Origin of the sequence: Nucisporomicrobium flavum, assembly GCF_016464385.1 — a bacterium.
Lineage (GTDB): Bacteria > Actinomycetota > Actinomycetes > Mycobacteriales > Micromonosporaceae > Actinoplanes > Actinoplanes flavus_A.
In genome coordinates, this window is the sequence record NZ_JADMLH010000007.1 from 244,698 (window position 1) to 267,307 (window position 22,610).

Here is a 22,610-nt window from a genome sequence, read left to right on the forward strand (position 1 = left end):
ACCCTGCACCGTACGCGGAACCGGCCGGCCGGGCGTCGTCCCGGCGTAGTAAAGGGCACCGCCGCGGATACCACGATCATGGTAGGCAGCTGCCTGCACCGGGACGACGACGCGGCGGCCGTTTCCCGGGACCGTGGGTGAGTCCCTGACGAAGGCTCACCTGGAGACACGATGGCTACCTATCTCTATCGGCTCGGCCGGTTCAGTTTCCGCCGCCGCACGCTGGTGCTGTCCCTGTGGCTCGCCGTGCTCGCGATACTCGGGGTCGGCGCGGCCACCCTGTCCGGGCCGACCTCCGACACGTTCAACATCCCGGGCACCGAGGCGCAGCAGGCCCAGGATCTGCTCCAGGAGCGCTTCCCGCAGTCCGGCGCCGGCGGGGCCCAGGCCCGCGTCGTGTTCGCCGCGCCGCAGGGCGAGAAGGTCACCGACGCCGCCAACCGCGCCGCGATCGAGCGGACGGTCGCCCAGGTCCGCACGGGAGCCCAGGTCGCGGACGTCACCGACCCGCTCAAGGGCACCGTCAACCAGGCCGGGACCGTCGCGTACGCGCAGGTCACGTTCAAGGTGCCGGCGGACGAGCTGACGAACGCGGACCGCGACGCGCTGACCGGCGCCGCCGGGATCGGCCGCGACGCCGGGCTGAGCGTCGAGGCGGGCGGCGACGCCATGCAGGAGCCGGGCGAGCAGGGACCGGGCGAGGTGATCGGCCTGCTGGTCGCCGCCGTCGTCCTCGTGATCACCTTCGGCTCGCTGGTCGCGGCCGGGCTGCCACTGCTCACCGCCATCCTCGGGGTGGGCGCGGCGATGGCCGGCATCCAGATCGTGTCGGGCTTCACCGACCTCAGCAGCAACACGCCGACCCTGGCGCTCATGCTCGGCATCGCCGTGGCGGTCGACTACGCGCTGTTCATCGTCTCCCGCTACCGGCACGAGGTGGCCTTGGGCCGTACGGGCATCGAGGCCGCCGGGCGCGCGGTCGGCACGGCCGGCTCGGCGGTCACCTTCGCCGGCCTGACCGTGGTCATCGCGCTGTCCGCGCTCGCCGTGGTGAACCTGCCGGTGCTCACCCAGATGGGCCTGGCCGCCGCCGGGGCTGTCGCGGTCGCGGTCCTGATCGCGCTGACGCTGCTCCCCGCGCTGCTCGGCTTCGTGGGCGGCCGGATCAGCGGCAGCCGCCGGGCCCGCGACCCCGAGGGCGACGCCGGGCGGCCCACGGCGGGCCGGCGCTGGGCCCAGCTGGTGTCCCGCCGTCCGGTGCTGACGCTCGCCGCTGCGACGCTGGGCCTGCTGGTGATCGCGATCCCCGCGCTCAGCCTGCGGCTCGGCCTGCCCGGCGACAACATGGCCGCGCCGGACACCACCCAGCGCAAGGCGTACGAGCTGCTCACCGACGGCTTCGGTCCGGGCTTCAACGGTCCCCTGCTCGTCGTCGTGGACGCCGCCGGCAGCGCCGAGCCGCAGCGGGCCGCCGAGGACGCCGCCGCCGCGATCAAGAAGCTGCCGGACGTGGTCACGGTCAGCCCGGCCACCTTCAACCCGGCCGGCGACACGGCGATCCTCCAGGTGATCCCGGCCAGCGCGCCGGACAGCCAGGAGACGACCGATCTGGTGCACGCGATCCGCGACCTCGACGACGGCGTGGGCGGGCGTACGGGGGCGGCGCTGGCGGTCACCGGCACGACGGCCGTCAACATCGACATGTCCGCGAAGATGGGCGAGGCGCTGGTGCCGTACCTCGCGGTGATCGTGGCGCTGGCGTTCCTGCTGCTGACCGTGCTGTTCCGCTCGATCCTGGTGCCGCTCAAGGCGATCGGCGGCTTCCTGCTCAGCGTCGTGGCCACGTTCGGCGCGGTCGTCGCGGTCTTCCAGTGGGGCTGGCTCGCCGACGTCTTCGGCGTCGAGCAGACCGGCCCGGTGGTCAGCCTGATGCCGGTGCTGCTCATCGGCATCGTGTTCGGCCTGGCGATGGACTACGAGGTGTTCCTGGTCAGCCGGATGCGCGAGGAGCACGTGCACGGCGCGGCGCCGAAGGACGCGGTCGTGGACGGCTTCAGCCACGGCGCACGGGTGGTCACCGCGGCCGCGATCATCATGATCAGCGTCTTCTCCGGCTTCATCCTCTCCCCCGACTCGATCATCAAGTCGATCGGCTTCGCGCTGGCCGCGGCGATCCTCTTCGACGCGTTCGTGGTCCGGATGACGATCGTGCCGGCGGTGATGACGCTGCTCGGGCGCCGCGCCTGGGCGCTGCCCCGCTGGCTCGACCGGATCCTGCCGGACGTGGACGTCGAGGGCGACAAGCTGCGCCCCGCCGAGCCGGAGCCGGCCCCGCCCGCCCCGGAACTGGTCGGCGCGGGACGCTGACCGCCGGCCGGGCCGCCGCCCGGGCGCTGAGGACCGGCCGGGCCACGCGATGAAGCGGCGGCCCGGCCGTGCCATGCCCGGTCGCCCTTGAGTGGCCGCGCCCGGCGTCAGGCCGGCCGGTGCTCGCCGGCGACCATGCCGACGAGGATGTCGACGAGCTCCTCCGCGGAGACGCCGCCCCACTTCTCGTGCGGCAGCTGACCGCTGACCTCCATACCGGCGATCCCGCTCGCGCTGCCGATCAGCAGGGCCGCGTACCGCCGGGCGTCCCGTTCCCCGACCAGGTCGGCGACGATCGCCAGGAACTCGGTCTGGGTGGGTTCCGCGGCCCGGGCCAGCGCCGCCGGATCCCCGGGCGGATTGCTGAACATCACCTTGTAGAGATGCGGCTGCGTACGCCCGACGCCGATGAGCGCGGTGAGCGCGCCGCGCAGCTTCCCGGCGGCGGACAGCTCCGGATCCGCGCGCAGGGTCCGCGTCCGCTCCCCGAGCCGCTCCCAGGCCTGCGTGCCGACCGCGATGAGAAGGCTCTCCTTGTCGGGGAAGTGCCGGTACGGCGCCCCGCGGGTGACCCCGGCGCGGGCACCGACCGCCCGGAGCGTCACCGCCTCGAGGCCACCCTCGTCCAGCAGCTCCGCCGCCGACGTGAGCAGGGCACGGCGGGTGGCGGCGGCGGATTCGGCGCGGGTGGTCACCCCGCGATCGTACCGACGCCGCGGTGACATCGTCATCCCAACCAGTTGACAATGTCATCTCGAGCCGGGACAGTGAAGAGATGACAACGTCATCCGAAATTCAGGGCCTTCTCGTCGTGACCGGCGCCTCGACAGGCATGGGAGCGGCCACCGCGCGGGAGATGGCCCGCCGCGGGTTCCACGTGCTCGCCGGCGTACGCCGCGACAGCGACGGCGTGGCCCTGCGCGCCGCCGGCATCGAGCCGGTGATCCTCGACATCACCGACGCCGGCCACATCGCGGCTTTGGCGGCCCGCGTCGACCGGGACCCGCAGCGGCGTCCGCTGCGGGCGCTGGTCAACAACGCCGGGATACCCGGAGCCGGGCCCGTCGAGGTCACCCCGCTCGACGACTGGCGGCGCCTCTTCGAGGTGAACCTCTTCGGCCACGTCGCGATCACCCAGGCCCTGCTGCCCGCGCTGGTCCGCGGCGGGGGCCGCATCGTCAACATCACCTCGCTGAACGGCCGGATCGCCATGGCCGGCTACGGACCGTACGCCGCCAGCAAGTTCGCGATGGAGGCCGTGAGCGACGCCCTGCGCAACGAGGTCGGCCCGTACGGCGTCCGTGTCGTGGTGGTCGAACCCGGCGGCGTCAAGACGGAGATGGCCGGCCACGGCACCGCCGCCCTCCGGGAGCTCGGCGCGCGGATGACCCCGGAGCAGACCGACCGCTACGGCGCGCTGGTGCAGGCGCTGCCCGCTCACGTCGCCGCGTTCACCGAGGCCGGCGCGACGGCCGAGGTCGCGGCGCGGACCATCGCGAGGGCCGTGACGGCCCGCAGGCCACGGACCCGCTACACGATCGGGGCGACGGCCTCGTTCCTGACCCGGGCCGCACGGGTCCTCCCCGACCGGATGCTCGACCGGCTGACGACCGCCGACCTGCGCAAGCACTATCCGGACGAGCCCCGCGGCCGCGCCACGGCGGCGGCCTGAAGGGTCAGCGGGTGAGGGCGAGGCGGGCGCCGAGGCCGAGCAGGGCCAGCCCGCTGAGCCCGTCCAGCCCGCGCCGCACGGCCGTCCGCGCGAACAGCCGCCGTAGCGCCGCGACCAGCACCGCCACCGTGCTGAACCACACCAGCGTGATCGCCACCGCGAGCAGCGAGAGGGTCAGCGTGTCGGACACGCCGGGCCGGGCGGGCAGGAACTGCGGCAGCAACGCCAGGAAGAAGACCGCGGCCTTCGGGTTCAGGGCGTTGCACAGCAGCCCGTCCCGGAAGGCGCCGCCCGCCGAGCCGGTCCCCACCGCCTGCGGGGCCGGCGCCGGCCGGGCGGCGGCGATCAGCGCGCGGGCCCCCAGGTACGCCAGGTACGCCGCGCCCGCCCAGCGGATGGCCGCCAGGACCGCCGGGGCCGTCGCCACCAGGGCCGCCACCCCCGCGGCCGCCGCCACCGACCACAGAAAGACGCCCGAGGCGACACCGGTCGCCGCGGCCACGCCGGAGGCCCGCCCGTCCAGCGCGGCGCGGCGTACCACCACCGCGAAGTCCGGGCCGGGTGACATCGCCCCGATCGCGATCACGCCGGTGAACGCCAGTGCCTGAGTCGCCGTCGTCACGCCGGCCACCCTAACTAAGGTTGACCGGTGACATCGGTACGGGAAACGGTCGCGGCCGTGGTCGGCGGGCGGCTCGGCTACGAGGACGGGCTGGACCTGCTGACCGTCGCGCCCGCCGCCGAGGTCGATCCGGTGCTCGCGGGGGCGCTGTTCGACGCCACCGCGCGCCTGTTCCGCGCCGGGTGGCAACCGGCGGAGGTGCATCGGGTCGTCGCCCGGCGCGGCGATCCCGCCCACGCTCACCTGATCGCCGACGCGGTCGCCGCGTACCTGCGCGGGTTCAAGCCTCGCACCGTCGATCCGCGCTGGCGGGCCCAGGCCGACGGGCTCGACGCCCGCGCCTGGTGGGGCGCCGACGAGCAGTACGTCGGCCAGGTCACTCGGCGGCGCCGGGCCGACCGGGTGAGCCTGATCGACGCGTTCCTCAGCGTGCTGACCGTGCTCGCGACCCTGCCGCCGCTGGACGTGCTCATCCCGCCGCCGGGGCAGGTCGCCCGGCCCGCGCCGAGGAACGCCAACGCGGCGCTCCTCGATCGCGTACGCGCCCTGCTGGCCAAGGCCGAGTCGACCACGTTCCCCGCCGAGGCTGAGGCGTACAGCGCCAAGGCCCAGGAGCTCATCTCGCGGCACAGCCTCGAGGAGGCACTCGTCGAGGCCGGGGACGCACGGGTCACCCCGTACGCCCGGCGCGTCGGCATCGACCACCCCTACGAGAGCGAGAAAGCCGCCCTGCTCGCCTCGGTGGCCGGCGCCAACCGCTGCCAGGTGGTGTGGTCGCCGGAGTTCGGTTTCGCCACGCTGTTCGGGTTCGATGCCGACATGGACGCGGTGGAGCTGCTGCACACCTCCCTGCTCGTGCAGGCGCACCGGGCCATGGCGCGCGACGAGCCGCCCGGCGGCAAGGCGGGCCGGGCGCGGCTCAAGACCTTCCGGCAGTCCTTCCTGGTCGGGTACGCGGTCCGCATCGGCGAGCGGCTCGCGGAGGCCGACCGGGCCGCGCTGGCCGGCACCGCTGACGCCGCGGCGCTGCTGCCGGTGCTGGCATCGCGCGAGGTGCAGGTCCGCGAGGCCCGGGAGCGGGCGTTCCCGCGGACGGTACGCGGGCGCGGGCTGCGCGTGGACAGCGAGGAGGGCTGGGAGTCGGGCCGGACGGCCGCCGACGAGGCCACCCTCGCCTGATCCGGCACCCGCGCGCTGGCCGACCAGCCGACCCGGGCCCCAGGGCAGATGACCGCCCCGGGCCCGGGTCCCGGATCAGCGCCCGTGCAGCAGCTCGTGGGTGCGCTTGATCTGCGCCCACGACTTCGGCGCCTTGACGGCCTTCTTCGCGGCCAGGGCCCGCGCCTGGCTCGCGGTCAGGACGGGCTTCGACGGGGTGTAGAGCCACGTCTGGAACAGCTCGTCGAGCTGCAGGCCGGAGATCTTCTCCGACAGCGCGATGAACTCCTCGGTCGTGGCGTCGCCGTAGCGGTGCTCCGCCGTCCAGGTACGCAGGATCTCGAAGAAGTCGTCGTCGCCGACGGTGCGGCGCAGCTGGTGCAGGGTCATCGCGCCCCGGTCGTACACGGCGTTGTCGAACAGCAGCGGTGCGGTGGGGTCACCGGGCTTCACCGTCCAGAAATCGGCCGGCTCCGTCGCGTACAGGTAATCGAAGATCTCGTCGGTCGTGCCCTCGCCCTGCGCCTCGGACCACAGCCACTCGGCGTAGCTGGCGAAGCCCTCGTTGAGCCAGATCTCCTTCCACTGCGCGACCGACACCGAGTCGCCGAACCACTGGTGGGCGTTCTCGTGGACGATGACCGAGGTGTTGGAGCCACCCCGGAAGAACGCGGCCGAGTAGTTGGGGCGGGTCTGGTTCTCCAACGCGAAGCCGAGCGTGCCGGGCGGGGCGACGACGCCGCCGCGCGCCTCGAACGGCCACGGCCCGAAGACGGTGGCCTCCCAGTCGGTGATCTCCGCGGTGCGCTCCACGCTGGACCGGGCGGCCGCGTCGAACGCCTCGGGCAGCAGCTTCGAGTACGCGTTGATCACCGGCTGGCCGTCCGCCGTCACGTCCCGGACGATGTCGTACTGTCCGATCGCGAGCGACGCCAGATAGGTGGCCTGCGGCTTCTCGGAGCGCCAGTACCACCGGGTCCAGCCGAGGATCTCCGGCGTGGGGTTACGCGGCTGCACGCCGTTGCTGATCACCTCGACGCCGTCCGGCACCATCACGGACACGTCGAAGGTGGCCTTGTCGGAGGGGTGGTCGTTGCTCGGGAACCACCACCAGGCCTCCTCCGGCTCCCCGACCGCGAGCGCGCCGTCCGGGGTACGGATCCAGGCGGTGTACCCGGCCGCCACCTTGTTCGACGGCACGCCCGAGTACTGGACCACCACGGTCATCGCCTGCCCGTCGGCGAGCGTGCGCGCCGGGGTGACGACCAGTTCGTGATCGCCCTGCCGGACGAACGTGGCCGGCCGGTTGTTCACCTTGACCGAGGCGACGTCGAGGATGAAGTCCAGGTTGAACGAGCTGAGATCCTGCTCGGCGGTGGCCAGGATCGTGGTGGTGCCGGTGAGCCGGTCCTGATCCGGGTAGTAGCGCAACCGGATGTCGTAGTGGGAGACGTCGTAGCCGCTGTTGCCGTAGTCGGGGAAGTACTCGTCCCCGAGCCCCGCGCCACCGGGTGCGGGCGCGGCGGCGGCGGGGACGGCGGTCCCGGCGAGGGTCAACACGGTGGCGGCGGTCGCCACCAGGAGTCGTCGCACGGTCGGGCATCCTTCCGTCGGCGGACCGGGTCGGCGGTCCGGCGTGGATGAGTCACCCGCAACCTATCGAAGAATGTCGACATCACGCAGCCGGTGCCCTCAGACCCCCCGGCGGCTTGCTTTCCGGGCGCGCCAGACGAACAGCAGCGAGCGCAGCAGGCCCATCGGGCGCAGGTCGTCGAGGTCGCTGCCGAAGCCGGGCGGGAGCTCGTCCGACGGCTCGGGCAGGGGCGGCAGAGGACCTAGGTCCAGCTTGACCCGTACGGCGTCGAGGAGCCGGGTGACGTCCGCGGCCGCCGCCTGCGGGCCACCGAGCGACGCCACGGCGCGCGCCTCCACCCGGGTGGCACCGGCCCGCACCCCCGTCTCGTCCCCGACCTCCGGGTCCGTCAGCTGGAGTTCGCAGTACGCGATGCCGGAGGCGTCCCACCAGGCGGCCCACTCCGGGTCCTGGGCGATGGCATGCCCGAGACGGTGGACGTGCTCGCCGTAGCCGTGGTCGGTCAGGACCACCGCACTCGCGGTCAGCCAGACACCCGGGAGGGCCTCTCGCGCGGGAACCTCGGGCGGCGGGTCGCCCCACGCCGCCGTGTTGCTGCCCGACTCGTAGCTGAGCGGCGTCTCGTGTTCCCAGAGGCGGCCGGTGCTGCGCTCGTACGCGGTCTGCGCCACCGTCAGCAGGTGCTCGGCCTCCCCGCGGGCGAAGCGGCGCAGCTTGGCGGGCTCGGCGAGCACCCGCTCGTACTCCTCCCGCCCGGCGGCGACGGCGGCGCACCGCACGTACAGGAACCAGTCGTTGCGGGCGCGGGCGGCCTTGGCGTGGGCGGGCGTGTCCAGCGCGTACAGGAGCTCGGCGAGCCGATCCTCGAACGCGGTGATGGTCGCGGTGTCTCGGGTGGCAAGCTCGTCGGCGAGCGCGGCGAGGTCGTCGTCGGTGCGTCGTACGCCGATCAGCGCCCAGAACTCGTCGGCCTCCACGGCCGGAATTGTGCCATATGAGCGGGTTACGCGAGCTCGGCGCGCAGCCGGTCGAGCACCTCGTCCACGATGCCGCTCAGCCGGCGGCCGTCGTCGCGGTCGAGCCATTCGGCGATGGAGACGCTCACCAGCGTCACGCAGGTCTCGGCGAGCAGGGCGGCCCGGGTGGCGTCGAGGCCGCGGGCCAGGAAGCCTTCCCGGACGGCCTCGGCCAGGGCCGCCCGTTTGCGCAGGTCCCGCTCGCGCAGACCCTCGTCGGAGCGGACCAGGTCGCGGCGGTGGCACAGTGCGGCCCGGCGCCCCTCGAAGCGGGTCTCGGCCATGGTGCGCAGCCCCTGCACGATCAGCTCCATGGGCTCCGCGGTGTCGGGCGCCTCGGCCATCAGCTTCGCGACCATCGCCGGCATCTCGGCGTCGTCGGCGAAGAGCACCTCGCGCTTGTCGGCGAAGTGGCGGAAGAACGTCCGGGTGGTGAGACCGGCTCGGGCGGCGATCTCGGGCACCGTGGTCGCCGCGAAGCCCTGCTCGGCGAAGAGGTCGAGGGCCGCCGCCTGGAGGCGCTCCCGTGCGCCCGGTTCCCATCTGCTCACGGCAGCCAGTCTAGTGATGACATGCCGTGTCATCGGGCGTACGGTGATGACACGGCATGTCGTCACTCGGGCGGCGCCGGACGAGGGCGGAGCTCTGCGATGAGCGTGTGGATCCTGGGCGGCACCGGCCGCAGCGGGCGGGCGATCGCGACGGCACTGCGGGAACGGGACATCGCCCCGGTGCTGGTCGGACGGGACGCCAGGCGGCTGATCGCGGCGGCCGGCGGTGACCGTACGGTCGTGGCCGCGTCGGTCGCGGAGATGGCGGCCGAGATCCGGCGGCAACGGCCCGCGGTGGTCGTCAACACGATCGGCCCGTTCACCACGACGGCGCCGGAGCTCATCCGGGCGTGCCTGCCGGCGAGCCACTACATCGACCTGGCGAACGATCTCGCCGCCGTCTCGGCCACGCTCGGCGGGAGCAACGCTGCCGGCCGTACGGTCGTGACGGGTGCGGGTTTCGGGGTGACGGCGACCGAGAGCGTCGTCGTGAAGCTCTGCGCAGGACAGGCCGCGCCGCAGCGCGTCCGCGTGGACATGATCCCGTCCCTCGCGATGGAGGCGGGCGCGGTGGGCGAGGCGCTGGCCGGCACCCTGCTCGAAGGGCTGCCCGGCGTCGAGGGCGGCCGCCGCTTCCAGGGCCGCGCCTACCGCGGCGGGCGGCTGGTCGCGGCCCGGCTCGGGGGCGACGCCACCCGGCTCACGCTGCCCGACGGCACGGCGGTCACCACGGCGAGCATGCCGCTCGGCGAGCTGATCGCGGCCCAGCGCGCCAGCGGCGCCCCCGAAGTCGTCGCCGCGTCCAGCGAAGCCCCGTCGTCGCCGCTCGTGCGAGCCGTCCTGCCGCTGGCGACCGCGCTGCTCGCCGCCGGACCCGTACGGTCCTTCGCGAGGCGACGGCTGGCCGGGGTCACGGTCGCGGCCCGCCCGCGCCCGCGGGAACACTCGTGGGGGCACGCGGTCGCGCGGTGGGCGGACGGCACGACGCGCGAGGGCTGGTTACGGCTCGGCGAGGCACAGGCCTGGACCGGCGCAGTGCCGGCCGAGATCGCCCGCCGCCTGCTGGCCGGCGAGGACCGGCCCGGCGCGTACACACCGGCCGCACTGTTCGGCCCGTCCCTCGCGGAGTCCTGCGGCGGCGAGTACCTGCTCGCGAGCTGACCGCCGGTCTACGGTCGGGGCATGGACAGCACAGCCACCGAACGCCTCACCCTGCGCCGGGTGCTCCCCAGCGACCTGGACGAGTTCGTCGCGCTGGAGACCGCCCTGCGTGCCACGGAGCAGCCGCCGCGCCCGGCGCCCGATCCCGCTGCCTCCGCCCGCTACCTGGCGGCGTTCTGCCGGGTGTGGGACGAGGGTGAGCTGGGCTACTGGGCGCTCGAGCTCGAGGGGCGGGTCGCGGGTTTCGGCGGCGTCCAGCCCAAACTGTGGCGCGGCGTCCGGTGCTGGAACCTGTACTACCGGCTGTATCCCGTCCACTGGGGACAGGGACTGGCGACCGAGATGGCCGTGGCGGCGATTGCGGCGGCTGCGGACGTACACCCGGACTGGCCCGTGCTGGTGGAGACGGACCCCGGCAACGTCGCCGCGATCCGGGTGGCGGAGCGCGCCGGGTTGCGGCGGGAGCCCGAGCGGCCGGGCGACGAGTACGCCGTCCTGCTGCTCACCGCTGCGGAACGTACCCGGTAGCCACGCCCGCGAGCCGCAGCTTCGTCTCGTCCTCCGTACCCGGGGCCGCGCTGAGGACCACGATCTTGAGCTCGCCGTCGCTGAGCACGTCGCAGTCCACCTCGATCGGTCCCACCGCCGGATGCTGAACGACCTTGTGGTCCTCCCGGTGCTCGCCCACCGCCCCGGCCGCCCACAGCTCGGCGAACCGGGCGTTGCCGGCCAGGACCCGGATGAGCGCGGCGAGGCGCTCGTCCGCCGGGAAGCGCCCGGTGGCCCGGCGCAGGTCGGACACGACGGCGGCCTCGACCGCGTCGCCGGCCACGGAGATCACCGGCCAGTGCGAGAGCCGGGGCCCGGCCCCGCCGACCGGGAAGGTGTCGCGGGCGAAGTTGCGCAGCGCCGGCGGCACCGGCGACGGGTCGCCCAGCAGCGCCGCCCAGCACGGGCTCCACCAGATCAGCTGCCAGTCCGCGGCGAAGACCGCGACGGCGGTGTCCCGCAGCCGGTGCAGCACCCGGTGCACGCCGGGCGGGATGTGGTCGGAGATCTGACCGTCACCCGGCGGCAGGAGCCCGGCCAGCCGATACAGGTGGTCGCGTTCGGCGCCGGTCAGCTGCAATGCCCGGGCGAGCGCGGCGATCACCTGCGCGGACGGCGTGCTGAACCGGCCCTGCTCGAGGCGGACGACGTAGTCGACCGAGATGCCGGCGAGTTCGGCCAGCTCCTCCCGGCGCAGCCCCTTCGCACGGCGCGCGCGCCCGCTCGGCAGTCCCACGGCCGCCGGGGTGAGGCGGTCACGCCAGGCCCGCAGGGTGGCGCCGAGCTCGGCCACGGAAGTCGTCACCCCCCGATTGTGCCGCGCGGCCGTACGCCCAGCCTGGTAACGCTTTTCCTACCGCCCCGGCGTCCCTGGCGCACCGCGCCTGCCCGCCCGACCGTGGGTGCATGACGATCACCTTCATCACCGGGGCCAACAAGGGCCTCGGCTACGAAACCGCCCGCCGCCTCGTCGAGCGCGGCCACACCGTGCTGCTCGGCGCCCGCGACGCCACGGCCGGTGCCGCTGCAGCCGAGCGGCTCGGCGCCCGCTTCGTCGCCGTCGACGTCACCGACGACGCGTCGGTCGCCGCCGCAGCCGCCGATGTGGAACGCCACGAGGGTGCGGTCGACGTACTGATCAACAACGCCGGGGTGGCCGGCCCGCACGGCGACCCGAGCTCCCTGACCGGCGCCGAGGTCCTCGCGGTTCTCGACGTCAACGTCGCGGGCGTCGTCCGCACCACGACGGCGTTCCTGCCGTTGCTGCGGCGCTCGGCCGACCCGGTCGTCATCAACGTCAGCAGCGGGATGGGGTCGCTCGCGGCCACCCACGACCCGTCCCGGCCCGAGTCCGGGGCGATCGCCCCCGCCTACACGGCCTCGAAGGCGGCGCTCACGATGCTCACCACCCAGTACGCGAAGGCGCTGCCCGGCATCCGCATCAACGCGGCGGACCCGGGCTACACGGCCACCGACTTCAACGGCCACTCGGGCCCGCAGACGGTCACCGAGGGCACGGACGCGGTGGTCGCGCTGGCCACCGAGGGCCCGGGCCACGGCTCCGGCCGCTTCGTCGACCGCCACGGCGAGATCGCCTGGTCCTGAAGCACGCCGGAGGGTGGATGCGGGCGGGCCGGTTGACGGCAACCATCCGGCCCGCCCGCGATCACAGTGGCCGGCCACGCCGGGGCGGCGGCGGGCACGGCCGGTATCAGGCCGATCGGGGGTCACGAACTGGCCACGACCCCGCGCTCCCCGCAGTCTCCACCCGTCGTGTTACGACTCGGATAACGTGCGGGCCATGACGTTCTCGATCGTGGCCCGCTCCGCCGACGGCGGCGCGCTGGGAGTGGCCGTGGCCAGCAAGTTCCTCGGGGTCGGCGCGGCGGTGCCGGCCGCCCTGGCCGGGGTCGGCGCGGTGGCCACCCAGTCGTACGCCAACCTCGCGTACCGGCCGCAGGCGCTGGCGCTGCTGGGCACGGGCGTGGCCGCGACGCAGACGGTGGCCGCGCTGATCGCCGCCGACGCCGGACCGGTGGACCACCGGCAGGTCGGGGTGGTCGGCGCCGACGGCGACGGGGCCACGTTCACGGGTACGGCCTGCCACGCGTGGGCGGGCGGCACGGCCGGCGACGGCTTCGCGATCCAGGGGAACATGCTGGCCGGCCCGCGCGTGGTCGACGACATGCGGGCGGCCTGGCTGGCGGGCGGCGCGCAGGAGCGGCTGGCGTACCGGCTGCTGGCGGCGCTGCGCGCGGGTGATCGGGCGGGCGGTGACCGGCGCGGGCGGCAGAGCGCGGCGCTGCTGGTGGTCGCGAAGGGCATGGGGTACGGCGGCACCAGCGACGTGGTGGCCGACCTGCGCGTGGACGACCACCCGGACCCGGTGACCGAGCTGGGCCGGCTGCTGGAGATGCACACGCTGTACTTCGAGCGCCCGGACCCGGCGACGCTGCTGGAGCTGACCGGCCCGCTCGCCACCGAGGTACGCGACCGCCTTGCCGCCGCGGGCCACGAGGCAGGGCCGGCCGCGGCGGACCTGGACGAGGCGCTCGCGTCCTGGGCCGGTGTCGAGAACCTCGAGGAACGCGTCGTGGCCGGCCACATCGACCCGATGGTCCTCGCGCACCTGCGGGCGGCTTCGTGAATTCGGCCGCCGGCCGGCCGCGTACCTGACAAGATCGGTTTGTCCGGTTCGGCGGGGAACGGGGAAGCGCATGCAGCAGGTCGAGCGGGTGGCCGAGGCGGAGGCGCCCGGCGAGGCACGGGACATGTCGCTGGGCGTGCTCGGCCTGGCAGCGGTGATGGCGGCCGTCGAGCGGCCCGCGCCGCGCCCGGCGCCCAAGGCGGAGGCCGAACCCGGTCAGCCGCGCAGGTAGGCAAGCACGGCCCGGACCCGCCGGTGGTCGTCGGCGTCCGGCGGCAGGTCCAGCTTGGCCAGCAGGCTGCCGATGTGCTTGGCCACGGCCGCCTCGGTGACCACGAGCGTCCGGGCGATCGCGGTGTTGGAGCGCCCCTCGGCCATGAGCGCCAGGACCTCCCGTTCGCGCGGGGTGAGGCGCAGCAGCGGGTCGCGGCGGCGGCCGAGGAGCTGCCGGACCACCTCCGGGTCGACGACCGTACGCCCGGCCGCCACCTGTTCGAGCGCGTCGACGAACTCCGTCACCTCGCCGATGCGGTCCTTGAGCAGGTAGCCGACGCCCGCGGACCGGCCGGAGTCGAGCAGCTCGGCGGCGTACGTCTGTTCCACGTACTGGCTGAGCACCAGCACCGGCAGCTCGGGGTCGGCGGCGCGCAGGGCGATCGCGGCCTGCAGGCCCTCGTCGCTGAACCCGGGCGGCATCCGGACGTCCGTCACCACGATGTCCGGCTTCCCGGCGGCGACCGCGGCGTGCAGCGCGGGCGCGTCGGCGACGGCCGCGACCACCTCGTGGCCGAAGCGCCGCAGCATGCCGGCGATGCCCTCGCGCACGATCAGGCCGTCCTCGGCGATCACGACTCGCACGGGATCTCCACGTGCACGAGCGTAGGGCCGCCGGGCGGGCTGGACAGCGCCACGGTCCCGCCGACCGCCGCCACCCGGTCGGCCAGGCCGACGAGCCCGCTGCCCCGGCCGGGGTCCGCGCCGCCGCGTCCGTCGTCGCGCACGTCGAGGTACAACCGGCCACCGTGGACGTTCGCGGTCACCGCGGCCCGCGTGGCCTGGCTGTGTTTCGCGACGTTGGCCAGCGTCTCGACCACGACGAAGTACGCCGCCACCTCCACCGCCTCGGGAAGCCGGCGGTCGATGCGCAGGTCCAGGTCCACCGGTACGGGCGCGTGCCCGGCCGCATCCCCCACGGCGGCGGCCAGCCCCCGGTCGGTGAGCACCTTGGGGTGCACGCCGCGGATCAGCTCGCGCAGCTCGGCGAGGGCCTGCCGGGCGAGGTCCTGCGCGGCCACCAGCGGCGCCTCCGCCGGTGAGCCGGACGTGACTTCCAGGCGGGCCAGCCCGAGCTGCATGCTGAGCGCCACGAGCCGCTGCTGGGCGCCGTCGTGCAGGTCGCGTTCGATGCGCCGGCGTTCCACCTCGAACGCGTCGACGAGGCGGGCCCGGGAGCGGGTGAGCTCGACCAGCTTCGCGTCGGTGTCGTCGCTGCGGGGCGCCAGGATGGCCCGGGCCATGGCCGCCCGCGCGCCGGCCCAGGCCGTCACCGGGTACGCGGCGATGACCCACCCGATCGGCGCGAGCAGGGTCTGCGGCAGCGTGTACGCCAGCGGCCGGTCGGTCATGTACACCGGCGCGAACAGGAACGTCGTGGGCACGACCGCCGCGGCGAAGACCACGGCCGCGTCGATCCAGCACAGCACCGCCGCGGAGACCATCGCGTAGCCCAGCTCGCGCCACGTGGCCTGTTCCCGCAGCCGGCACATCAGCCAGGCGCGCAGGCCCGGCCGGTCCGGCCGCCGGTGCGGGTCGGGCAGCGCGTCGCGGTCGATGAGCCGCATCCGCCACCGCTCGAGCCGGCCGACCGCCACCCCGGACAGGATCGTGGCCAGGTAGCCGGCCACGCCGATCACCACCACCGAGAGCACCAGCCCGGCACCCAGCAGGCCCAGCACCACGAAGATCGTGGCGAAGCCGAGCAGCGCGCCGCCGGTCAGGTATGCCAGTGAGCGCCACGGCCAGGACGAGGCCAGGAAGCGCGTCGGGCGCATCGTCAGCGCGTCGAGGGCGTTGCGGACCGGCATGGTCAGTGACGCTACCGGCGAGATGCACCGCGGACGGTAGTGCCAGGTATACCTTCGATCCTCTCCGCTGCGTGACTGTGCGCGGCCCCGGCGGGCGGAAAGCTCGTCACCATGACCATCACGACCATCGGTACGGCCGTCGAGCTGCGGGCCGTCACCAGGATCTACGGTACGGGCACAGCCGCCGTGACCGCCCTCGACGCGGTGGACGTGGCGATCCCGCCGGCCACCTTCACCGCGGTGATGGGCCCGTCCGGGTCCGGCAAGTCCACCCTGCTGCACTGCGCCGCCGGCCTCGACCGGGCGACCCGCGGCGAGGTGATGATCGACGGCGTGCCGCTCGGCGGGCTGTCCGAGCGGGCGGTCACGAAGCTGCGCCGGGAGCGGGTCGGCTTCGTGTTCCAGTCCTTCAACCTGATACCGGCCCTGAGCGCCGAGCAGAACGTGTCGCTGCCGCTGCGCCTGGCCGGCCGCCGCCCGGCGCCCGGGGACGTCCGCGCGATGCTCGCCGAGGTGGGCCTGGCCGACCGGGCGGGGCACCGGCCCAGCGAGCTGTCCGGCGGCCAGCAGCAGCGGGTGGCGATCGCGCGGGCTCTGGTGACCCGCCCGGCGGTGGTGTTCGCCGACGAGCCCACCGGCGCGCTCGACACGAAGGCGTCCCGGGAGGTGCTGCACCTGTTGCGGGCCGCGGTGGACCGGCACGCGCAGACGATCGTGATGGTCACGCACGACCCGTACGCGGCCGCCTTCGCCGATCGGGTGCTGTTCCTCGCCGACGGCCGGGTCGTCGACGAGCTGCCGCGCCCGTCCGGCGCGTCCGAGATCGCCCTGCGCATGGCCCGGCTGGAGGAGCGATGAGCCTCGCGTGGACCATGGTCCGGCACCGGTTCGCCGCGTTCGCCGGCACGTTCGTCGCGATCGCCCTGGGCGTGGCCGTGGTCGCGGGGGCCACGACCCTGTGGGCGTCCTCGCGTCCCGAGGCACCGGCCCGCTACGGCGCGTCCCCCGTGCTCGTGCACTCCCCCAGCGTCGGCACCGGCCGCGACGGTTACCCCGATCACCGCTCGTGGACGGCGGCGCACGCCCGGGAGCTGGCCGCCCGGCTGGCGGCCCTGCCGGGCGTCACGGCGGCGGTGGCCGATCCCGCCTTCTATGTGCAGCGGGTCGTCGGCGGCCGGGCGACCGGTGATCCGGACACCGCCCGCTCGGACGGGCACGCGTGGTCGTCGGCGGTGCTCGGCGGCTACCGGCTCACCGCGGGCGAAGCGCCACGGCGGGCCGGGGAGGTGGCGCTCGGCGGGGTGGCGCCGGGTGCCCGCATCGACGTGCTGACCGGGCGCGGGCCGGCGACGTGGACGGTCACCGGGACCGTGGACGGGCCCGGCTTCTACGTCGCCGACGAGGCCGCGCGGGCGCTCGCCGCGGGGGTACGGGTGATCGGCCTGACCGTGACCGGCGACGCGGAGGCGGTCGCGGCCGCCGCGGAGTCCACGGTGGGCGGTGACGGGCTCGTGTTCAGCGGGGAGCGGCGGAACGAGCTCGAGGACGAGGCGGTGACGCGTACGCGGTGGCTGGGCGCGCAGTTGCTGATCGCGATGGTGACGCTCGGCGGGTTCGTGGCGGTGTTCGTGGTGGCGTCGACGTGTGCGCTCAGCGCCGCCCAGCGCCGGCGCGAGATCGGCCTGCTGCGGGCCGTCGGCGCGACACCGGGACAGGTCGTGCGGCTCATGTACGCCGAGACCCTCGTCGTCGCGGTGCTCGGCGGTGCGGTGGGCGTACCGCTGGGGGCGCTGACCGCTCCCCTGCTCGCGCCGCCGCTCGTGGCCGCCGGGCTGGAACCGGCCGGGTTCTCCGTGTCGGTGCAGCCGCTCGCGCTGACGGGATCGTTCCTGCTGGGCGTCGTCGTGGCGCTGGCCGGGGTGTGGGTGGCCGCCCGCCGCTCGAGCCGCATCCCCGCCCTCGACGCCCTGCGCGACGCCGCGATCGACCGCCGCGCGATGACCGCGCCGCGCTGGATCGCCGGCCTGGTGACCGCGGCGGCGGGCGGCGGGCTGATGGCCGCGCTGCCGGCCCTGCCCGTGATGACGCGGACGTCGGCGGCGCTGGGCGCGGCGATGCTGCTGCTCGTCGGGGCCGCGCTGCTGGCGCCCGTGGTCATCGTGCCGCTGGTGCGCCTGGTGACGTGGCCGTTCCGGCGCGGCGCGACCGGGATGCTGCTGCGCGAGAGCACGCTGACCGGCGTACGGCGGCTCGCCTCGACGGCCGCCCCGGTGATGCTGACCGTGGGCTTCGCGGCGCTGATGACCGGCATGGTCGCCACCATCGAGGAGGCGGCCGGCATCGACGAGGCCGCCGAGCTACCGGCCACGCTCGTGGCGGCCCCGGACGGGACCCCGGGGCTGGCGCCGTCCGTCGCGGAGAGGCAGCCGGGCGACTACAAGCTGACCACCGAGGTGCTGGTCACCATCGGCGCGACGACCGGCGGCCGGGACGCGAGTGGCGAGGCCGGGGTCAGCGGTATCCGGCTCTCCGCGGAGCTGAGGAACCGGCCGGAGTCGGTGGCCGTCGGTTTCCCCGACGGGACCACCACGACGCTGAAGGTGACCGGCACGCACGAGGGCCCCGAGGACCTCGTCGTCCTGCCTCGCGATCTGGTCCGCGAGCACGATCCGGCGGCGCTGGCCGGCGTCGTGCTGCTCGACGGTCCGGCCGTGCCGGTCGCCGGGATGAAGGTGCTGCCGGTCCGCGCGTACGTACAGGAGCTGATCGACGTCGAGGGCCGGATCATCCGGATCTTCCTCGTCGTGCTGATCGGCCTGTCGGCCGGCTACACCGGGCTGGCTGTGGCGAACACCCTGCTCATGGCCACCTCGGCGCGGCGCGGCGAGTTCACCGCCCTGCGGCTGGCCGGCGGCGGCACCGGACACGTCCTGCGGCTGACCACCGGGGAGGCGCTGCTGAGCGTGGCGGTGGGTAGCGTCCTGGGTGGCGCGGTCGCGGCCGCCGCGCTGCTGGGCATGCGCAACGCGGTCGAGGAGGAGCTGCAGCAGGCGGTCCGGCTGGTCGTGCCGTGGGGCCAGAGCGGCCTCGTCGTGCTGGTCTGCGCGGCCGTCGCGGTGGCGGCGGCGAGCCTGCCGGTGCTGCGGACGCGGCCGCGGTGAAACACGACCGAAACGGAGGGTTCTTCCCGCGCGCCCGGCATGCTGAGCTGGAGCCCGACGTCGAAGCGGATCTGCGCAAGGAGTCCCACGCATGCTCAACCTCTCCGTGTTCCTGGAGGACAGCGCCCGGCACTACCCCGAGCGCGCGGCGGTCGTGCTGGGCGACCAGCGGATGTCGTACGCACAGGTCGACGCGGCCGCGAACCAGATCGCCAACCTGCTCGTGTCCCGCGGCATCCGGCCGGGCGACAAGGTGGCCCTGTCCTGCCCGAACGTGCCGTACTTCCCGGTGGTCTACTACGGCATCCTCAAGGCGGGCGCGGTGGTGGTGCCGCTGAACGTGCTGCTCAAGGGCCGCGAGATCGCGTACCACCTGGCCGACTCGCAGGCGAAGGCGTACTTCTGCTTCCAGGGCACCGCGGAGCTGCCGATGGGCGCCGAGGGGCACGCGGGCTTCGGCCGGACGGACGGCTGCGAGCACTTCTTCCTGATCACCGCCGACCCGGCCGCCGCGTCGCCGATCGAGGGCGCCGAGACCCTCGGGCAGGCCCTCGCGGGGCAGTCGCCGGTCTTCGAGACCGTCCTCGCCGCCGAGACCGACCCGGCCGTCATCCTCTACACCAGCGGCACGACCGGGCAGGCCAAGGGCGCCGAGCTGAGCCACTCCAACCTGGTCCTCAACGCGCTGACCTGCAACCGGCTGTTCCAGTCGCGCCCGGGCACCGACACCCACCTGCTGGTGCTGCCGCTGTTCCACTCGTTCGGCTCCACCGTCAACATGAACGCCGGATTCTCCTCGGCCGCCACGCTGGTGCTCATGCCGCGGTTCGAGGCGGCCGGGGCGGTCAAGCTGCTGGAGAGCGAGGACGTGACGTTCTTCGCGGGCGTACCGACGATGTACTGGGGCCTGCTCAACGCGCTCTCCGAGGGCGTGGACGTGGAGCGGATCGCCCGGAACATGCGCATCGCGGTCAGCGGCGGCTCGAGCCTGCCCGTCGAGATCATCAAGGAGGTCCGGACCCGGCTCGGCGTCCAGATCCTCGAGGGGTACGGCCTCAGCGAGACCTCGCCGGTGGCCACGTTCAGCGACCCGGACAGCGAGCCGCGGCCGGGCTCCATCGGCATCCCGATCTGGGGCGTCGAGGTGAAGCTGATCGACCCGGAGTGGAACACCGTCGAGGGCGAGGACGAGATCGGCGAGATCGCCATCCGCGGCCACAACATCATGCGGGGCTACTACAACCGCCCCGAGGCCACCGCCGAGGTGATGAACAACGGCTGGTTCCGTACCGGCGACCTCGGCCGGCGCGACAAGGACGGCTTCTACTACATCGTCGACCGCGCCAAGGACATGATCATCCGGGGCGGCTTCAACGTGTACCCGCGGGAGATCGAGGAGGTGCTGATGACCCACGAGGGCGTGTCGCTCGCCGCGGTCATCGGCGTACCGCACCCCAGCCACGGCGAGGAGATCAAGGCGTACGTGATCCGCAAGGCGGGCGCCACGGTCACCGAGGAGGAACTGGTCGCCTGGTCCCGCGAGCAGATGGCCAGCTACAAGTACCCGCGCATCGTGGCGTTCGTCGACGCACTGCCGATGACCGCCACCGGCAAGCTGCTCAAGCGCGAGCTGTCCTGACCCCGTCCGCGCGTCCGGTGCCGCTGATGATCGTTTGCGTGGGTACGGCACAGTGAGCGGTGTCGACCGGCACCACGGAGGAAGTTTGAGCACAGCGCAGCTCGACCGGGTGGCGCCCGTCCCGGGCCCGGTGGCGGACCCGGCACCGGGCGGGCTCCTGTGGCGCGTCCGGGCCCTGCGCCACACCTCCCCGGGCCGCCTGCAGCTGCTGCTCACGGCGCTGCTCGTGTTCGGGGTGCTCACCGGCCTGGTCGCCGGCCTGACCGCCGCCTCGGCGCGGGCCGGCACCGACGACCTCGGCGACCGGGCGCAGCCGCTGCTGGTCGAGGCGGAGACGATCTACTCGGCGCTCGCCGACGCCGACACCACCGCCGCGCAGGCGTTCCTCGCCGGCGGCCTGGAGCCGGCCGAGCTGACCCGCCGCTACGAGGGCGACCTCGACCGGGCCACCACCGCGCTGATGTCGGCGGCCCGGCGCACCCCGCCGGAAGGGCCGGCCGCGGAGGCGATCCGTGCGCTGTCGTCCGGCATCCCCCGGTACGCGGCCCTCGTGGCCAGCGCGCGGGCCAACAACCGCCAGGGGCTGCCGGTCGGTGCGTCGTACCTGTCGACCGCCTCGCAGCTCAGCCGCGACTCGCTGCAGCCACAGGCCCAGGTGCTGTTCCGCAGTGCCCGCGACGAGGTGGACGAGGGCTACGGCGGCGCGCGCAGCTCGTGGTGGTCCGCGCTGCTGGTGATCCTGCTCGTGGCGCTGCTCGGCACGCTGCTCGTCACCCAGGTCCACCTGAGCCGCTCGACCCGCCGTACGTTCAACGTTCCGCTGCTCGTGGCCACCGCCGTGACGCTCGCGCTGACCCTGACCACCGCGGTCGTCCTCGCCGGGCAGCGCTCGCACCTGACCGACGCCGCCCGCGACGGCTCGGCGCCCGTGGCGCTGCTGGCCGAGGCCCGCATCTACGCCCTGCGCGAGCGGGGCGACGACGCGCTCACCCTCGTCGCCCGGCAGGGCCCGCCGGAGCCGGGCAAGGACCCGTACGAGGTGAACAGCCGGGAGCTGACCCGCCGCCTCGACCAGGCCGGACGCGGCGCCGCCGGCCCGGCCCGCACGGCCGTGGAGTCCGCCGCCCGCAACCGCCGGGACTGGGAGAACGCCCACAAGCGGATCCGCGCGCTCGACGAGAGCGGCCGCTACGACGAAGCGGTGAAGCTTGCGGTCGGCGAACCGACGACGCGCACCTTCACCGCGCTCACCGGCGACCTGGGTCGCGCGCTGGAGGACCGCAAGGCCGCCTTCACCCGCGAGATCGACGCCGCCGGGCGCGGGCTGGGCCTGCTCACCGTCCTCGGGCCGCTGCTCGCGCTGGCGGTCTGCGCCCTCGCCGCCACCGGCCTGCGGGCCCGCCTCGAGGAGTACCGCTGATGCGTGCCCGTGCCGCCACCGCCGTGGCCGTCCTGCTGGTGAGCCTCGCCGGCGGCTGCTCCGGGGACTCCTCGCGGCCACGGGCCGGGGCCTCCGCCGCGCCGTCGGCGCCGCCCGCCACGTCGGGGCCCGGCGCGCCGGCCGACACGTCCTGCAAGCCGCGGGCCAGCCTGCGCCCGGCCGGGCCGCTGCCGAAGCCCGGCGCGATGCCCGCGGGCACGTACATGCGCACGATCCAGGACCGGGGCCGGCTCATCCTCGGCACCAGCCAGGACACGCTGCTGTTCAGCTCGCGCAACCCGTTCACCGGCGCGATCGAGGGCTTCGACGTGGACATGGGCCGGCAGATCGCCGCCGCCATCTTCGGCGACCCCGACAAGATCCAGATCAGGGTCATCGGGTACGACGACCGCGTCGAGGCCGTGGACGCCGCGGAGCCGGTGGACCTGGTCGCCGACACGATGACGGCCAACTGCGACCGGTGGGGCGACGTCGACTTCTCCACCATCTACTACGACGCCGGGCAGAAGGTGCTGGTGTCGTCCACCTCGGACGCCCGCGGCATCGGCGACCTCGGCGGCCGGAAGGTGTGCGCCGCGCAGGGCTCGACCTCCTACGACAACATCGCGGCCGCCGCCTCGCGCCCCGTCCCGGTCGCCCGGGCCGGGTTCGCCGACTGCCTGGTCGCGTTTCAGCAGAACGAGGTCGACGCCATCTCCACCGACGACACCATCCTCGTGGGGCTGGCCGCGCAGGACCCGTACGCGAAGGTCGTCGGGCCGCGCATGTCGCAGGAGCCGTACGGCATGGCGATCTCGCAGAAGCACCACGAGTTCACCCGCTTCGTCAACGCGGTGCTGGAACGCAACCGGGCGAACGGCACCTGGAAGAAGACGTACGAGCGCTGGCTCGGCGACCTCGGACCCGCCCCGCGCCCGCCCGCCGCGCAGTACCGGGACTGACGCCGGC

At 74.4% G+C, this 22,610-nt stretch carries 21 protein-coding genes; 13 read left to right on the forward strand and 8 right to left on the reverse strand.

The features are described from left to right. Positions 1 to 171: 171 nt before the first annotated feature. Entirely contained in the window at positions 172 to 2,367 is a 2,196-nt protein-coding gene (locus IT780_RS19125; protein ID WP_199512948.1) for an MMPL family transporter, read from the forward strand. Positions 2,368 to 2,474: 107 nt separating this feature from the next. Here the strand turns inward: IT780_RS19125 and IT780_RS19130 are convergent, their stop codons facing one another. Continuing rightward, positions 2,475 to 3,062, reverse strand: coding sequence for a TetR/AcrR family transcriptional regulator (locus IT780_RS19130; protein WP_307831261.1), 588 nt, complete (start codon positions 3,060 to 3,062; stop codon positions 2,475 to 2,477). An 80-nt stretch (positions 3,063 to 3,142) separates the two neighbouring features. Between IT780_RS19130 and IT780_RS19135 the strand changes: the two genes are divergently transcribed. Continuing rightward, positions 3,143 to 4,039, forward strand: a complete 897-nt coding sequence (locus tag IT780_RS19135) for an SDR family oxidoreductase (RefSeq protein WP_199512949.1) — start codon at positions 3,143 to 3,145, stop codon at positions 4,037 to 4,039. A gap of 4 nt (positions 4,040 to 4,043) precedes the next feature. Here IT780_RS19135 and IT780_RS19140 read toward each other — a convergent pair whose 3' ends face one another. Next, the gene (locus IT780_RS19140) at positions 4,044 to 4,661 is read right to left on the reverse strand and encodes a LysE family translocator (protein ID WP_199512950.1); all 618 of its coding nucleotides are present in this window, start codon (positions 4,659 to 4,661) and stop codon (positions 4,044 to 4,046) included. Between the two features lie 27 nt (positions 4,662 to 4,688). Here IT780_RS19140 and IT780_RS19145 point away from each other — a divergent pair, with 27 nt between their 5' ends. After that, on the forward strand, positions 4,689 to 5,840 hold the full coding sequence (locus IT780_RS19145; RefSeq protein ID WP_199512951.1) for a DUF2786 domain-containing protein: 1,152 nt from the start codon (positions 4,689 to 4,691) through the stop codon (positions 5,838 to 5,840). A 75-nt stretch (positions 5,841 to 5,915) separates the two neighbouring features. Here IT780_RS19145 and IT780_RS19150 read toward each other — a convergent pair whose 3' ends face one another. From IT780_RS19150 to IT780_RS19160, 3 genes are all read right to left on the reverse strand, one after another. Continuing rightward, positions 5,916 to 7,412, reverse strand: coding sequence for a M1 family metallopeptidase (locus IT780_RS19150; protein ID WP_199512952.1), 1,497 nt, complete (start codon positions 7,410 to 7,412; stop codon positions 5,916 to 5,918). Positions 7,413 to 7,511: 99 nt separating this feature from the next. Then, positions 7,512 to 8,390, reverse strand: a complete 879-nt coding sequence (locus tag IT780_RS19155) for a DUF4240 domain-containing protein (RefSeq protein ID WP_199512953.1) — start codon at positions 8,388 to 8,390, stop codon at positions 7,512 to 7,514. A gap of 26 nt (positions 8,391 to 8,416) precedes the next feature. After that, positions 8,417 to 8,980, reverse strand: coding sequence for a TetR/AcrR family transcriptional regulator (locus IT780_RS19160; RefSeq protein ID WP_199512954.1), 564 nt, complete (start codon positions 8,978 to 8,980; stop codon positions 8,417 to 8,419). A 99-nt stretch (positions 8,981 to 9,079) separates the two neighbouring features. Here IT780_RS19160 and IT780_RS19165 point away from each other — a divergent pair, with 99 nt between their 5' ends. Together IT780_RS19165 and IT780_RS19170 are read left to right on the forward strand one after the other, a co-directional pair. Beyond that, positions 9,080 to 10,141: a saccharopine dehydrogenase family protein gene (locus tag IT780_RS19165; RefSeq protein ID WP_199512955.1), complete on the forward strand. Its 1,062-nt coding sequence runs from the start codon at positions 9,080 to 9,082 to the stop codon at positions 10,139 to 10,141. Between the two features lie 21 nt (positions 10,142 to 10,162). Then, positions 10,163 to 10,669, forward strand: coding sequence for a GNAT family N-acetyltransferase (locus IT780_RS19170; RefSeq protein WP_199512956.1), 507 nt, complete (start codon positions 10,163 to 10,165; stop codon positions 10,667 to 10,669). Here IT780_RS19170 and IT780_RS19175 read toward each other — a convergent pair. After that, positions 10,644 to 11,495, reverse strand: a complete 852-nt coding sequence (locus tag IT780_RS19175; protein ID WP_199512957.1) for a helix-turn-helix domain-containing protein — start codon at positions 11,493 to 11,495, stop codon at positions 10,644 to 10,646. The two genes, IT780_RS19170 and IT780_RS19175, sit on opposite strands and share 26 nt — an antisense overlap. 101 nt (positions 11,496 to 11,596) lie before the next feature. Here IT780_RS19175 and IT780_RS19180 point away from each other — a divergent pair, with 101 nt between their 5' ends. The 3 genes from IT780_RS19180 (at position 11,597) to IT780_RS19190 (ending at position 13,569) form a co-directional block, all read left to right on the forward strand. Further along, the gene (locus tag IT780_RS19180; protein WP_199512958.1) at positions 11,597 to 12,295 is read left to right on the forward strand and encodes an SDR family NAD(P)-dependent oxidoreductase; all 699 of its coding nucleotides are present in this window, start codon (positions 11,597 to 11,599) and stop codon (positions 12,293 to 12,295) included. Between the two features lie 196 nt (positions 12,296 to 12,491). After that, the gene (locus tag IT780_RS19185) at positions 12,492 to 13,337 is read left to right on the forward strand and encodes a DUF1028 domain-containing protein (protein ID WP_199512959.1); all 846 of its coding nucleotides are present in this window, start codon (positions 12,492 to 12,494) and stop codon (positions 13,335 to 13,337) included. A 70-nt stretch (positions 13,338 to 13,407) separates the two neighbouring features. Continuing rightward, the gene (locus tag IT780_RS19190; protein ID WP_199512960.1) at positions 13,408 to 13,569 is read left to right on the forward strand and encodes a hypothetical protein; all 162 of its coding nucleotides are present in this window, start codon (positions 13,408 to 13,410) and stop codon (positions 13,567 to 13,569) included. Here the strand turns inward: IT780_RS19190 and IT780_RS19195 are convergent. Both IT780_RS19195 and IT780_RS19200 read right to left on the reverse strand, forming a co-directional pair. Next, complete coding sequence (locus tag IT780_RS19195) at positions 13,554 to 14,141, reverse strand: LuxR C-terminal-related transcriptional regulator (RefSeq protein WP_233413149.1); 588 nt, start codon at positions 14,139 to 14,141, stop codon at positions 13,554 to 13,556. The genes IT780_RS19190 and IT780_RS19195 overlap by 16 nt on opposite strands. 41 nt (positions 14,142 to 14,182) lie before the next feature. Further along, complete coding sequence (locus tag IT780_RS19200) at positions 14,183 to 15,421, reverse strand: sensor histidine kinase (RefSeq protein ID WP_199512962.1); 1,239 nt, start codon at positions 15,419 to 15,421, stop codon at positions 14,183 to 14,185. A 111-nt stretch (positions 15,422 to 15,532) separates the two neighbouring features. Here IT780_RS19200 and IT780_RS19205 point away from each other — a divergent pair, with 111 nt between their 5' ends. The 5 genes from IT780_RS19205 (at position 15,533) to IT780_RS19225 (ending at position 22,603) form a co-directional block, all read left to right on the forward strand. Then, on the forward strand, positions 15,533 to 16,279 hold the full coding sequence (locus tag IT780_RS19205) for an ABC transporter ATP-binding protein (protein ID WP_199512963.1): 747 nt from the start codon (positions 15,533 to 15,535) through the stop codon (positions 16,277 to 16,279). Continuing rightward, a complete protein-coding gene (locus IT780_RS19210; RefSeq protein WP_199512964.1) occupies positions 16,276 to 18,582 on the forward strand; it encodes an ABC transporter permease in 2,307 nt (768 codons plus the stop codon). Before IT780_RS19205 ends, IT780_RS19210 begins: the two co-directional genes overlap by 4 nt. Positions 18,583 to 18,673: 91 nt before the next feature. After that, positions 18,674 to 20,221 carry a long-chain-fatty-acid--CoA ligase gene (locus IT780_RS19215; RefSeq protein WP_199512965.1) on the forward strand — a complete coding sequence of 516 codons (1,548 nt, stop codon included), beginning with the start codon at positions 18,674 to 18,676 and terminating at the stop codon, positions 20,219 to 20,221. Between the two features lie 85 nt (positions 20,222 to 20,306). Continuing rightward, complete coding sequence (locus IT780_RS19220) at positions 20,307 to 21,641, forward strand: GlnX family signal transduction membrane protein (protein ID WP_233413082.1); 1,335 nt, start codon at positions 20,307 to 20,309, stop codon at positions 21,639 to 21,641. Then, positions 21,641 to 22,603, forward strand: a complete 963-nt coding sequence (locus IT780_RS19225) for a glutamate ABC transporter substrate-binding protein (RefSeq protein ID WP_199512966.1) — start codon at positions 21,641 to 21,643, stop codon at positions 22,601 to 22,603. The genes IT780_RS19220 and IT780_RS19225 overlap by 1 nt, the downstream gene beginning before the upstream one ends. Positions 22,604 to 22,610: the final 7 nt, after the last annotated feature.